This is a genomic window from Chryseobacterium sp. CT-SW4, assembly GCF_048572715.1.
GTDB lineage: Bacteria > Bacteroidota > Bacteroidia > Flavobacteriales > Weeksellaceae > Chryseobacterium.
This window is the reverse complement of the sequence record NZ_CP183840.1, coordinates 900,553-914,450: the sequence shown is the minus strand read 5'-3', so window position 1 is coordinate 914,450 and position 13,898 is coordinate 900,553. Positions and strand designations below refer to the sequence as shown.

Here is a 13,898-nt window from a genome sequence, read left to right as displayed (position 1 = left end):
TAATTAATTATTTACAAAATTTATCATTTTTTTAAATACTTCATAATAGTTTTCAAAACTGTATTTAGTAGTAATTTTATGAAAAGAATTATTTCCTAACTCTTTGAGAGAGTCTCTATTCCTATAATAATAATCCAGTTTATCATATAAGTTTTGAAAATTCATATCTTGAATTATAGCCCCATTTGTTTCATCAACAAGATCAAGTTCAGTGCCATCAGCATAACCCGTAATTATAGGTAAAGAATTTAACATTCCTTCTACTATTGCGAGTCCACCTAATCCAGGCAAAACCATTACATCACTATTTTTAACTATTTTTGATGACCCACTGTTTATTCTTCCGTAAAATATTACTGCATCAGACCCATTTGAATATTTTTTTACTATATCCAAATATTCTCCATCTCCTATAATATGTAACTTCACACAATCCTTTCCATGGGTAGAATTCATTTTTTGGATTACATCAATGAGTAACTCAAGATTTTTTGTTTTTTGAATTGTACCTATGAATACTATATTAAACGAATTTTTTGATATATATCCTTCTTCGAAAGTTTCTTCTATTTCTTTTAGTTTTAGTGAGGTATCAAAAACATTGACTCCTACAAAAATTTTCTCTCTCTTTACTCCTCGTTCGATAAAGTGATTTTGGCCTTGAGAACTATAAGTAAATATTGCATCCGAGCTTCTTTCAATCACATTTTCCCAATGACTGATCAATTTTCGAATCCCTTTTTTTTTATCATCTTTTAAAGAACCCAAGCTCCACCATATAAATTTCTTTTTAAAAACTTTAGCATATAAAAAAGCAATAGAAGAGTTGATTAGAGAAGATGAGCCTTCTGAAAAAACAATATCAGGGTTCAATTTTATTAAGGTTGATAATAGTTTGGGACTAAAAGGTAATGGAATTCTGTAATCCTTTAATTTTATATGATTGAATTTTACGTATTCAGTATTAGTATTAACTAACTTCGTTCCTTTTTTCCCATGTCCATATACTAAAGTAAACTCCAATTCACTGTCTTCACTCATTTTGGTATAAAAGGGAAGTCGATAGTGCATAATAACCTGATAAAGACAAACAATTTTCATTTTATTTTTTAAGCTTTTTAGTTTTATAGATTACTACATAAATTACAGAGAGAGGTAAAGACAATAATCCATACAAAAACCACATTTCAAAGCCCGAGCCTCTTACAAACTGTATAAGTGTAATATACATGAATAGTAAATACATTAATGTCATATTGAGTTTATGGCTTTGAAGTAATTTAATCAGTTTCACATACATCATATTAATAATATAGAATAAAAAGTAAATAATAATCCAACCAAAAATATGGAAATTCCACATTGCCTCCGAATATACAATAACCGGATAAGACCCTCCTATCGATCTGAATTCAGGTGCAAACTTACTTGTATATACATTAATCATACTTTCCGGTTTATCTGGATAAATAGAACGAGGTATGGGAATAAAAAGGAACTTTATAAAAGTCGTTCCATACAATAAAGGAACTTCATCATTGTACACATAATTAATGGCATTGGTTCCATTACCATAAACTGTATTTAATTCAAAGTTTTCTGTTAAAGCATCACTAATATAATCAGCTTTAATATATTCACTTACATAACCAAACGCATCTATAGGACTTTTTACATTAAAATTACCATATCCTCTTAAGATAGATGATACCAATACAATATATATAAACCCAATAAAGATTAAACTACCCAGTAAAAGATGTTTTATCTTAATATGAATATTAATTTTATTTTGTATTACTTCTACAAAAATTATCAGTATTAAAACATACATAATTTCCCTTTTACTATCATAATTTCCAATAAGAAATAACAGTAATAAAACTAAATAGAGTAAATATTTAAGTTTTCCTTTTTTAAAACTGGATAAATAAACTACTAATGCAGCGGTAGTAAGTTTAAATATATAGGTAAAATCACCGTTACCCCCTAAAAAAGATAGATCAATTGTAATAAAATTTAAAGCAAAAATAATAGCAAGCAAAGTATATATAAAATTATTTTTTACATTAATTGCTTTATTAGTGGATACATTTGCTGCTCTTCTTAGTTTCTTAAAATTTAGGCTTAAGTAAACTAACAAATTACAGATGAGTATAAAAGCTGATATGAAATTAAGGTTGGTATATTTTATATAAGCATCAAAATATCTAGATGACATTCCAAAGCCTGAGGAAACTGTATAATGTCCTAATATAAAATTCAAATTGAGATATAATAATGTTATAAAAGAAGGAGAAAATATAAAAAATCTATTATTGGTCTGTTTAAGAGTAGTTGTTACAAATGCTCCCAACTGAATAAGATAAATAAAACTCAGTGAACTATCCAAAAATCTCCTACTACTAAATAATACAATAAGTACACATATAAATGTAGTAAAAATACATATCAGTTTATACTTATTAATCATATTGTATCTTTTTAATATAAAATAAATAACCTATATAAAATAAAAAAACTAAAATCATTATAAAATAATTGATTTTAAAAATTATGAAGCTAAAAAATAAGATCCCAAGAATTAAAATTTCCAGCATTTGTCTTGTCATTTTTTTCTCATAAGAAATATAAGTAAATATTAGTGCTTGTATAAAATAAGAAATATAAGTTACTAGTACAGAGGCAAATAAATGATATTTAGGGATTAGTATAAAATTCAAAACAATATTAAATATGCACGTTAAAATGGATAAAACAGCTATCTGTCTTGTTTTTTTTTCATATATCATCCTGTAATTAGCCGTTAGATAATACGGATAAACAATAAATGAAATTGCTATCAAAGGAATAAGATATGCTACATTTGCATAATCTTTTTTATAAATAAACCCTAAAAAATATTGACTAAAAATAGATATTATACTAAATAATATGACCGAAATAACGGAACCATATAAAATATAATCATTAATAAGTTTTTCTCTTTGCTTGATATCTGATTTATAGATGATAGGTTCCAAATAAACTGAAATGCCAATAAATCCAAATGCCATCATAGAACCTAAAGAATATACAAAGGTATATTGACCGACATCACTTAAGGTCAAATATCTTTCCAATATAAATTTATCTGCATTTCCCAATAAATTAACGGCCATACCATGAAATATAAAAGGCCAGGAAAATAAAAAAAGATAATTAAATGTTTTAGAACTAAATTTCTGAGGGCTTTTCTTAGTACTTTTTACATTGAACAACAAATTGGTTATAAGCGCAACAATTATTCCCCCAATTAAATACCCGAGGTAGCTTTTTGTATAATATACTAATGCAAGTACCAATACAAACTTTCCTATTTGCAAAAACAAACGAGATTTGAAATATTTCCTATGATTTTCTTTTACTCTAAATTTATTTAATACAATCTGATTAATACCTTGTAAATAGACTAAAATCAACAAAATAACTAAATCCGGAAAAATCTTTAACCCTAATACCTCTTTTATATTTAATAGATATAAACCTCCTAAACCTATTAAAACTAAAAGATGTGAAATATTAATAGAATTAGCAAGAGTTTTATCAAAGCTTTGGAATGTATCATGTTCAGAATAAAATCTCAATATTGCTCTTTCAAAACCCAATAAAGTGATAAAAGGTAATAGTGTTTCAATAGAAAGAATAAGCCCTACTTTTCCAAAATCCGTTGTATTCAGAAAAAAAGGTAATAGCAAAAGGATCAGTTTATTTAATCCTTTTGCTATTCCTTCTACGAAGCCGTATGATAATATTTTTTTAAGCAAAATTTTACTTACTTCTTAACTCCACAAAAATCTAAAATAACTTGGTTTTCTTTAAATACTAAAGTTTTGAACTCATTATGGGCAACCAACAATGCAACTATATCTGCTTTTTCTACAGCTTCTTTATAATCAGTCAATTTAAAAACTTTATGCTCATGTACATTGGGTTCTACAATATACATATCAGCATCTCCCGAATCTTGTAGAACACGCTCTGCTATATGAATTGCAGGCGATTCTCTTAAATCATCAATATTGGGTTTGAATGCTAGTCCCATAATAGCAATTGATGGTTGTCTACCATACTTAAGCTCAAATTCCAAACGGGTATTTTTTATTTTCTCAGCACACCAGAAAGATTTATAATTATTAGTTTCACGTGCCTGTGCTATAATCCGGGATTCCATTGGATAATTAGCTACAATGAAATAGGGGTCAACTGCAATACAATGCCCACCTACACCACATCCTGGCTGTAGAATATTAACACGTGGATGTCTGTTTGCCAAATTAATTAATTCCCAAACATTAATTCCTGCTTTATCACAAATTAACGACAGTTCATTTGCAAAAGCAATTTGTACATCACGAGAGGAATTTTCTGTTAATTTACACATTTCCGCAGTACGGGCATTAGTAGGATGTAATTCTCCTTTTACAAATTGCTTATAAAAGTTCAATGCTTTTTGGGTAGATAATTCATCCACTCCTCCAATTACACGATCGTTGTGAACTAACTCATACATTACATTTCCTGGTAAGACACGTTCAGGACAATAAGCCAGATAAATTTGACCTACCAGTTCGGGTCTCTCACTAAAAATATATTCCATCATTTTTTCTGTCGTTCCAACAGGGGAGGTAGATTCTATTATATATAAATCTCCTTCTTTTAATAATGGAATAATTTCGGCAGTTGCTGCTTTCACATAAGAAATATCAGGTTCATGATTTCCTTTAAAAGGTGTTGGTACTACAACCAAGTATGTATCGGCTTTAACTGCTTTTACGGCTGCTTTTAAATATCCTTCTTTTACAGCTTTCGCAACTGCTTCATCTAATTCCGGCTCAATAATATGTATTTTTCCGGCGTTGATTGTATCTACTACGTGTTGTGAAATATCTACACCATGTACAGCAATGTGATTATTTGCAATCAAAGCAGACGTGGGTAATCCTATATATCCTAAACCTAGGGTTACTACTTTTGGTTCCATACTTATTCTTTATACAATTATTTTGTTTTAATAAATTCAGCTATACGTATACATGCTTTTCCATCACCATAAGGATTATGTAGTGCACTCATATTTTGATAGCGTTGAGTATCTGCTAATAAACTCTGTGCTTCGGAAATAATCTTATTTTTATCCGTTCCTACTAAAATTACTGTACCTGCTTCCACGGCTTCGGGACGCTCGGTAGTATCACGCATTACCAATACAGGCTTTCCTAAGCTAGGAGCCTCTTCTTGAACACCTCCAGAATCCGTAATAATCATAAATGATTGGTTCATTAACCAAACAAAAGCCGGATATGCCAAAGGATCAATCAAATAAATATTCTCTATTCCTGAAAGAATTTCATAAACCGGTTTTTTTACATTTGGGTTTAAATGAACAGGATAAATAATCTGAACATCAGGATTAGATAATGCTATTTGTTTTAATGCCTCACAAATATTTATAAAACCTTGCCCATGATTTTCACGGCGATGCCCCGTAACAAGTATGAGTTTTTGAGATGTCATGATAAGTTTTTTCAGAAATTCTATTTCATTATTTTCAATAGTATTTACACGCTCTGAACTCTCTAACAAGGCATCAATTACAGTATTGCCAGTTACTATAATATCTTCTTCTTTAACATTTTCTGCTAATAAATTGTTCTTCGACTGAATTGTTGGAGCAAAGTGATAATCAGCAATACGTCCTGCAATTTGTCTATTAATTTCTTCAGGAAAAGGAGATCTCTTATTATGTGTTCTTAAGCCGGCTTCTACATGACATACTTTTGCCCCGGAGTAGAATGAGGCTATACTTACTGCCATTGTAGTGGTAGTGTCTCCATGAACATATACAAAATCTGGTTTAAAGTCTTCCAATATATCCTTTAAGCCAGAAATAATGTCTGCTGTTAAGGTATAAAGATTCTGGTTAGGCTTCATTAAATCTAAATCATAGTCAGGGACAATTTCAAAGAATTCTAAAACTTGATCTAACATTTCACGATGCTGGGCAGTTACACAGACTTTAATATCGAAATTTTCCTGTTTTTGGAATTCCTTTACCAAGGGAGCCATTTTAATCGCTTCCGGACGAGTTCCAAAAACTACCAGATGTTTTGTTTTCATAATTTATTTATAATATTGAACTTATAATCTTGCGTCATATTGATTTAAAATCCCTTTCACATCATATATTACTCCGTTCTCATTTAAATATTCAGTCAAATCTAGATTAATAAATTCTTTGTGAGCAACTGTAAGGATTATTACATCAAATTTTCCTTCTATTTTATGTAAAGAATCTAAAGATTTAACACCATATTCATGAAATACTTCTTCAGTATTTGCCCACGGATCAAATGTGGTAACATTTAAAGTATATTCCTCTAATCCCCTAATAACATCAACAGCTTTTGTATTACGAACATCAGGACAATTCTCTTTGAATGTTATACCTAAATTTAGAGCTCGTGCGTTATTGATAGTGATTCTTTTTCCAATCATTGCTTTTACAACTTGGGAAGCAACAAAAGATCCCATGGAATCATTTAATCTTCTTGCAGTTAAAATCAGCTCAGAATAATAGCCTACATCTTGAGCTTTCTGGGCCAGATAAAAGGGATCTACACCTATACAATGTCCACCTACAAGTCCAGGTTTAAATGGTAAAAAATTCCATTTAGTACCAGCTGCTGCAAGGACTGAATGTGTATCTATATCTAATAAATTAAAAATTTTCGAAAGCTCATTTACAAAAGCTATATTAATATCTCGCTGAGAGTTTTCGATAACCTTTGAAGCTTCGGCAACTTTAATAGTAGGAGCTAAATGGGTTCCAGCACTAATAACTGATTTATATAAATCATCTACTAATTTTCCAATCTCGGGAGTAGAGCCGGAAGTCACTTTTAAAATTTTTTCTACAGTCCTTTCTTTATCTCCCGGATTAATTCTTTCAGGAGAATATCCCGCAAAAAAGTCTTCATTAAACTTTAATCCTGATATCTGTTCTAAAACAGGGACACATTCTTCTTCTGTAACTCCTGGATATACGGTTGATTCATAAATTACTATATCTCCTTTTTTCAAAACTTTCCCTACAGTTTCAGAAGCTTTATATAAAGGAGTTAAATCAGGACGGCTATGTTTATCTACAGGAGTGGGAACAGTAACAATATAGATATTTGCATCCTTGATATCCTCCAAATTTACTGAACAATACAATCCATTAATGGGACCTGTAACATCAGAATAAGGATTTTTTTCAACTAAAACAGTTTTTAACAATTCTCCTTCTACTTCAAAAGTAGAATCTATTCCTTTATTTAATTCGTTTATTCTTAATTGATTAATATCAAACCCTACTACAGGGTATTTTGTTGCAAATAATCGAGCTAAGGGTAATCCTACATAGCCTAATCCAATTATAGCAACTTTAATATTTTCATTCATCTTGTATGTATTTTATTGTAGCTCATAAGATACTGATAAACTATTTGGTGAAAAATTTCTGCCACCAAGGTGTTTGTTTATCACTTGTGTAGCCATAGCCATAGCCATAATTAGAACCATAGCCTCCTAAATGTTTTGAAATTCCGTTTATAACAAACACAACATTTGATAATTTAGAGTCTCTCACCAAATCGTTAACAAAATCCATCAAAATATTTCGTGAAACTCCGGATCTAATAACATATAGTGTCGCATCGGCAACGTTCGCAATACTTAATGTATCTGAAACCAGCATAAGGGGTGCAGAGTCAATCACAATATAAGCATAGTCAGGGGACATTTGTTTAATTAGCTCTTGATACCTCCCATTAGAAAGGAGTTCCTGAGGATTAGGCGGTATACTTCCGGCATAAATTATATCACAATAAGGATTAGTATCGGATGTATGGATAAGATCTTCAACATCTACAGCTTCATCATATAAATATTCGGTTAAGCCTTTTCTTTTTATATGCTCACTATCATACCTTTGAATCTGAGGATTTCTTATATCGGAACCAATGAGCAGAGCTCTTCCATTTTTATTAGCTAAAGTTAAAGCAAGATTTACAGAGACTAAAGTTTTGCCTTCTCCTTTTACAGACGAAGTAACCATAATAACCTTGGCAGAGTCTTTATTAGGTAATACAAATTTAAGGTTTGAAACAAGTACTCTAAAGGCTTCAGCAAGTTCAGAAAAATCATTTTTCTGAACTAAGTGATTTTCATTATCCTTTAATGCGGGTATATCAGCTAAAATTCCTAAGGAAGACCGTTCCTTAACATCATCTCTGGTATAAATCTTATCATCCCACATAAAGTACAGATAAAAAATGAAAAAAGGAAATAATAGTCCTAAAATAATAGCTCCTAAAAAGATAATATTTTTTTGAGGAGATACTGGAATATCATCTGTATAAGCAGGATTTACAATTTTAGCTTTTGGGACATTTACTGATAAATTGATTGCATTTTCCTCTCTTTTTTGTAATAGAAAAAGAAAAAGCTGTTCTTTAAGATTTTGCTGACGTTCTATTCCACGATATACTTTGGATTGACCCGGAACTTTATCTATTACTCCATTGTTTACATTAATTTGACTGCTTAACTGAGCAATAGAACTTTTCACGGCATCTTTTTGTTGAGCTATATTATCCCTTACAATTTCTTTTAGTGCCAGAATTTCTTTATTCATCTCTATGACAGCAGGGTTTTCATTAGTTGCCTGCTTAAGAGTTTTATTTCGGCTTATTAAAAGAGTATTATATTGTGAGATTGCTTGTTCTAGTGACGGGTTTAGTCCAAGATTAGAAGGCATAATCTGAGTGGCATTCTTCGCTGCTTCATCAGCAAGTGAATTTAATAGCTCAAGTTGCGCCTGTTGTTCAAGAAGTGCCTTCGTATTTTCATTGGTGTTCTGTAAAGCTAGCTGGGCTTGGGTTTGTAGATCAACAATACGATTACGGCTCTGAAAATCTTCTTTCTGATTTTCCACACCAGAGAGATCACGAGTAATTACCTCTAACCTCTTGTCTATAAATTCCTGGGTATTTTGAGCTTGTAAGTTTTTGTCTTTAAGACCATCTAAATTATATTGCTTTGTCACTTCATTAAGTATAGCCTCGGATTTCTCGGGAACAGTTCCCACCATACTTATATCCATTAGCAAAGCTTTTTGATCAGGTATATCTACTTGAATTGTTTTTTCAAGCCCCTTAACCTTTTCTAACGGATTCCAAAAAACTATTTTATATTTAGAACGAAATGCAACTGTTTGATTTCTTTGAAGAATAACTGTTCCAAAGTCCAATCTTAATGGCTTATTAAAGGTCCCCTTAATTTCTTTCTTTTTTTTATCCCATAAAATAAAGTTATTCCCAACTTCCTTTGCCACTGTATATTCTGAGGAAATAAATTTTTTATTTCTCTCATTATCATTATATCTGATAACTTTAGCAACAATAGGCATATTGATAAATAATTCTGAATCTTTAATCTCTCCCTCATTATAGTATTGTATGTTAAGATTGAGATTATTTACGACCTGCATCAAAATAGGTCTTGATTTAATAACCGCTACTTCACTTTTCAATTCATCAGCGTTACCCAAGCCCATACCTAAATTATCCAAATCAGCTAAGGCAGATGTGAGATCAGTTTGTTTTTTATCATACTTCAGAGTAGTTTTTGATTGATATTGAGGTACGGAATACCTAAGATATATATAAGCACCTATTATAAAAAGTAAAACAGAAATGGCAAACCAAGGCCACCTGCGAAGATATTTTCCTAGAACTCTCCTTAAATCCAATGTTTCTTCTTTCTCCTGAAGTTCGATCTGCTGCATATTTTAATTTATCTGGTTAAAGAAATAATAAGTGCTATGACTCCTACAGCAGAAGCAATAATCTGAAAGGTAAGAGCCCTGTTAGGATTAGTATTGGCCAGGATTTGCTTGTTCCTATCCGGCTGCACATACACGACATCATTCTGCTTCATATAATAATACGGTGAATTAACGATATCAGCTCTTGATAAATCCAAATTAACAACCTGATCTTTTCCATCCTCTCCTGTTCTGATGACCTTAACATTGGTACGATCACCATAATCTGTCATGTCTCCAGCTAATCCCAATGCTTGAAATATATTCAATTTTTGGGTAACACTCTCTTTCTGCCCAGGGTTTTTCACTTCTCCTAAAATACTGACATTAAAATTCTTGATACCTATAGTAACCAAAGGATCTGTAAGGTATCTTTTCAGTCTTGTCTCAAGCTCTTGCTTCACCTGTATCTGAGTCATCCCTTTAATATAAATATCCCCTAAAACTGGAAAATTAATATACCCGTTTTCATTCACTAAATACTCACTAGGCTGAACATATTGATTTATTCCAGTAGTAGATTCACTTCCTACCTTATTCACAGTATTAAGGTTAAAAGGCTTAACAGCATTTTCATCCAGAGCCGAAACAAGTATTTGCAATATATCTCCTTCCTGAACCTGCAAGCCTTGAAACTTTGCCTGGGCAATTTCCTGCTCCATGTTATGTTCCTGCATATAGACCATTTTCTGCTTAGGTTTACATGAAAAAATACATAACAGGATGATAAGGTATGTAATAATATTTTTGCTCATAATGCTTATTTAAAAATGCAGGCTTCATGCCTGAAAATGCTTTTATAAAATTTATATAATTTACTTAACTAAAGCCAGGATACCTATAGCCAATGAAGCTACTACGGAAGCTATGGAAATATATAGGCCCGTATTCGGATCCAATCTGGCCGCCTTTTCTCTATTGGTACTTGGCTGTACATACACTACATCATTTTGTTTGAGATAATAATAGGGTGAATTAATAAAGTTGGCACTTGTAAGATCCACTCTTTCTTTGGTAATTTGTCCGTCTACATTTCGGACTACCAGAACATTCGTACGTATCCCATAAGGAGTTAAGTCACCTGCCAGCCCCAATGCTCCTAATAAAGTGGTACTTCCATCAGGTATTACATAGGTTCCCGGTTTTGTAACTTCTCCAAGTAATGAAACTTTAAAATTGATAAGCTTCACATCTACGATAGGATCTTTAACATACTCCCTTAGCAAATCCGTTAGTTTTATTCTTAACGTTTCTATATTTTCATCCTTAGTACTTATTTTCCCAATCTGCGGAAATATAATAATTCCGTCCGTATCTACTAAATAAGTAGGCCCGGATACCGGAAGCTGCTGAACTTGGTTGTTGGAGCTGGGAACAGAATATTGAGTAACAGTAGCACCTGAAGAATAGGTTTGATTAAAAGGCTTAACGACATCCATATCTTTCGCCGAAACAGTAATAATCAATTGATCGCCAGGCTGAATATTACTTCTACTGTTTTTAATAGAATTATCCAATACCATACTATCAATATCCTCCATATAATTAATTTCCTGTCTCGTTGTACAAGAAAACAAAAGTAGACTTACTACGCTACCGATTAAAATTTTTAAACTCATTCCAAATAATTTTTCCACAAAAATAGGATTATTAATCTTCTCACAAAATTTACATTGAATTTGCTCTTAATTAATATTACTCTATATTATATAAGTAGCTTCCCTATTTTACTTACGGATAAATATCAAAATATCATCTTATTACTTATCAAGAACTTCAAATTCTGAATTATTACTGATAAATTCAGGGACAATAGTTTTAAGTATTCTTACCACCTGTAATTTATCTCTTTTAACAGCAGAAATAATCACCTTTTTACATAAGACATCCACCTCCTCAAAATTCATACACGGATCTTTGGAGATCATTATTTTCTCATGATGAGTTGGGATGGTAGTCGTATTATCACTTAAAAGCTCTTCATATAATTTTTCACCGGGCCTTAACCCTATAAAAGTTATTTTTATATCCTCATCCGGTGTAAAACCTGATAAACGGATCATTCTTCTTGCCAAATCGAGAATTTTCACAGGTTCTCCCATATCGAATACATAGATTTCACCTCCATTTCCCATCGTCCCCGCCTGAAGAACAAGCTCGCAAGCCTCGGGAATGGTCATGAAGTAGCGGATAATATCCGGATGAGTAATCGTTACGGGACCTCCTTTTTCAATTTGTTTTCTAAAATGAGGAATTACCGATCCATTAGAACCTAATACATTTCCAAAACGGGTAGTAATAAACTTGGTCATATTACCTTCAGAGTTTTGTAATGACTGTACAAATAGTTCAGCTGCTCTTTTGGATGCTCCCATTACATTGGTAGGATTAACAGCCTTATCGGTAGAAACCATTACAAAACGGTTTACTTTATATTTTTTAGCTAATAAAGCCAGATTTTTTGTTCCTAAAACGTTTACAAAAATAGCTTCATGCGGATTTTCTTCTATTAAAGGGACATGCTTGTAGGCAGCTGCATGGTATACCATTGAAAACTGATAGATTTCAAATAGCTTTTCCAGTCTGTAACTATTGGAAATATCTGCCAGAATAAACTTGAACTTTTGATCCGGAAACTTTTCTAATAATTCCAGCTCAAGTTCATACAAAGGAGATTCAGCCTGGTCCAGGACTACAATAAGAGAGGGGCTGAACTGTGCTACCTGTCTGATGATCTCACTTCCGATAGATCCGGCTCCTCCTGTTACCAAAACTTTTTTATTAAAATGCCGCTGTCTTACCTCTTCATTCTCAATTTTAATAGGTTTACGATTTAACAGGTCCTCAATCTGAAGATGGCTTATTCCTCCCACCAGATCACTATCCCTCATTTTACTCAGCGTAGGGGCTTTTAAGACTTTCAGTCCGTTATCCAGTGCTGACGTCATCCATTCTTCGAGCTCCTGCTTTGACATAATTTCCTTGATGATCAAAACCGCATCAAACTGACTCATCAGCTTTTGATCTTTAAAAAACCTGCTTTTATTATATATTTTATATCCTAATAATAAAGCTCTGTTGGAATCCGATCTTCCGGTTAAAAAACCTTCTAATCTATAAGGATAGTTGGGATTATGCATAATTGCTCTGGCTAAGGCAACAGATGCATCACCCACTCCCACTACCGCAATCCTCATTTTAGAGGAATATCCTTTAATATCTACCAGCACACTGAAAAACTGCTTAATAACCATTCTAAAAAAGAACATTATAGAAACAGATATCAAAAAATATAGAAAAAGGTTAGGGTATAAGTATAAGGAATCATCTAATCCTAATTCACTAACGTAATTAATAGTTAAGAGAACCAGAAGTGTACTTCCGGAAGACAATATAATTTTGAAAAAATCAAAAAAAGTAGAATGTCTTACAATACCTGCATATGTTTTAAAAACAAACATAAATAAGACATTAATGATTATAATAAGAAATCTTTTCTCCGTCCTATATTCCGGATAATTTATTTTAACATCCAGATTTTTTAAAAACACATGGGAAAGCTGTATGGAAAATAATATGATTAGAATATCAATTAAAATAACAGACCACCTTGGTATATACCTAAGTTCCGTAATTTTTAAAATATTATCACCTCGGTAAAGAGCATTAAAAGCGTCATGCAACTTTTTCATTCAAACATCAATTGGTTATTTTTTTACAAAGATAATGGATATTATTCAAATTTAACATAATAGTTTTTACTGTTCATCTTATCCATTTTATAAAGAAAAGCTTTCTCTCTGTTTTTGAAGTATTTAACACTATTTATGGATTTTTCAACTACAATCACAAATAAATCATCATCAATTTTAATAGAATAGATATATTCTTTTACTGTTAGCATTATTCATGCCAATTTTATAATTCGTTTAAATTAATTAAAAAAAAATTAAAATTACGTTATCATAAAATTAATATTCAAAATAAT

General features: G+C 31.5%; 11 protein-coding genes. All 11 read right to left on the bottom strand.

Annotation, left to right across the window (positions count from 1 at the left end):
* Nucleotides 1-3 precede the first annotated feature (3 nt).
* The 11 genes from ABJ974_RS04015 to ABJ974_RS03965 all read right to left on the bottom strand — a co-directional run bounded on the left by ABJ974_RS04015 (nucleotide 4) and on the right by ABJ974_RS03965 (nucleotide 13,814).
* Nucleotides 4-1,101, bottom strand: coding sequence for a glycosyltransferase family 4 protein (locus ABJ974_RS04015; protein ID WP_419870099.1), 1,098 nt, complete (start codon nucleotides 1,099-1,101; stop codon nucleotides 4-6).
* A gap of 1 nt (nucleotide 1,102) precedes the next feature.
* Complete coding sequence (locus ABJ974_RS04010; RefSeq protein WP_419870098.1) at nucleotides 1,103-2,473, bottom strand: hypothetical protein; 1,371 nt, start codon at nucleotides 2,471-2,473, stop codon at nucleotides 1,103-1,105.
* Entirely contained in the window at nucleotides 2,466-3,806 is a 1,341-nt protein-coding gene (locus ABJ974_RS04005) for an oligosaccharide flippase family protein (RefSeq protein WP_419870097.1), read from the bottom strand. The genes ABJ974_RS04010 and ABJ974_RS04005 overlap by 8 nt, the downstream gene beginning before the upstream one ends.
* Nucleotides 3,807-3,814: 8 nt before the next feature.
* A complete protein-coding gene (gene wecC, locus ABJ974_RS04000; protein ID WP_419870096.1) occupies nucleotides 3,815-5,023 on the bottom strand; it encodes a UDP-N-acetyl-D-mannosamine dehydrogenase in 1,209 nt (402 codons plus the stop codon).
* 17 nt (nucleotides 5,024-5,040) lie between these two features.
* Nucleotides 5,041-6,159 carry a non-hydrolyzing UDP-N-acetylglucosamine 2-epimerase gene (wecB, locus tag ABJ974_RS03995; protein ID WP_419870095.1) on the bottom strand — a complete coding sequence of 373 codons (1,119 nt, stop codon included), beginning with the start codon at nucleotides 6,157-6,159 and terminating at the stop codon, nucleotides 5,041-5,043.
* 21 nt (nucleotides 6,160-6,180) lie between these two features.
* Nucleotides 6,181-7,485 (bottom strand): nucleotide sugar dehydrogenase, encoded by a 1,305-nt coding sequence (locus tag ABJ974_RS03990; protein WP_419870094.1) that lies wholly within the window; start codon nucleotides 7,483-7,485, stop codon nucleotides 6,181-6,183.
* Between the two features lie 40 nt (nucleotides 7,486-7,525).
* The gene (locus ABJ974_RS03985; RefSeq protein WP_419870093.1) at nucleotides 7,526-9,871 is read right to left on the bottom strand and encodes a GumC family protein; all 2,346 of its coding nucleotides are present in this window, start codon (nucleotides 9,869-9,871) and stop codon (nucleotides 7,526-7,528) included.
* A gap of 8 nt (nucleotides 9,872-9,879) precedes the next feature.
* Entirely contained in the window at nucleotides 9,880-10,665 is a 786-nt protein-coding gene (locus ABJ974_RS03980; protein WP_419870092.1) for a polysaccharide biosynthesis/export family protein, read from the bottom strand.
* 60 nt (nucleotides 10,666-10,725) lie between these two features.
* Nucleotides 10,726-11,529: a polysaccharide biosynthesis/export family protein gene (locus tag ABJ974_RS03975; protein WP_419870091.1), complete on the bottom strand. Its 804-nt coding sequence runs from the start codon at nucleotides 11,527-11,529 to the stop codon at nucleotides 10,726-10,728.
* Nucleotides 11,530-11,670: 141 nt separating this feature from the next.
* Nucleotides 11,671-13,602 carry a polysaccharide biosynthesis protein gene (locus ABJ974_RS03970; RefSeq protein ID WP_419870090.1) on the bottom strand — a complete coding sequence of 644 codons (1,932 nt, stop codon included), beginning with the start codon at nucleotides 13,600-13,602 and terminating at the stop codon, nucleotides 11,671-11,673.
* Nucleotides 13,603-13,643: 41 nt separating this feature from the next.
* The gene (locus ABJ974_RS03965; protein WP_419870089.1) at nucleotides 13,644-13,814 is read right to left on the bottom strand and encodes a hypothetical protein; all 171 of its coding nucleotides are present in this window, start codon (nucleotides 13,812-13,814) and stop codon (nucleotides 13,644-13,646) included.
* Between the last annotated feature and the right edge of the window lie 84 nt (nucleotides 13,815-13,898).

Excerpts from the sequence above, each read along its gene's own strand:
- ABJ974_RS04015 (WP_419870099.1), bottom strand. The coding sequence starts at position 1,101 with ATGAAAATTGTTTGTCTTTATCAGGTTATTATGCACTATCGACTTCCC.
- ABJ974_RS04010 (WP_419870098.1), bottom strand. The coding sequence starts at position 2,473 with ATGATTAATAAGTATAAACTGATATGTATTTTTACTACATTTATATGT.
- wecC (WP_419870096.1), bottom strand. The coding sequence starts at position 5,023 with ATGGAACCAAAAGTAGTAACCCTAGGTTTAGGATATATAGGATTACCC.
- wecB (WP_419870095.1), bottom strand. The coding sequence starts at position 6,159 with ATGAAAACAAAACATCTGGTAGTTTTTGGAACTCGTCCGGAAGCGATT.
- ABJ974_RS03990 (WP_419870094.1), bottom strand. The coding sequence starts at position 7,485 with ATGAATGAAAATATTAAAGTTGCTATAATTGGATTAGGCTATGTAGGA.
- ABJ974_RS03985 (WP_419870093.1), bottom strand. The coding sequence starts at position 9,871 with ATGCAGCAGATCGAACTTCAGGAGAAAGAAGAAACATTGGATTTAAGG.
- ABJ974_RS03980 (WP_419870092.1), bottom strand. The coding sequence starts at position 10,665 with ATGAGCAAAAATATTATTACATACCTTATCATCCTGTTATGTATTTTT.
- ABJ974_RS03975 (WP_419870091.1), bottom strand. The coding sequence starts at position 11,529 with ATGAGTTTAAAAATTTTAATCGGTAGCGTAGTAAGTCTACTTTTGTTT.
- ABJ974_RS03970 (WP_419870090.1), bottom strand. The coding sequence starts at position 13,602 with ATGAAAAAGTTGCATGACGCTTTTAATGCTCTTTACCGAGGTGATAAT.
- ABJ974_RS03965 (WP_419870089.1), bottom strand. The coding sequence starts at position 13,814 with ATGCTAACAGTAAAAGAATATATCTATTCTATTAAAATTGATGATGAT.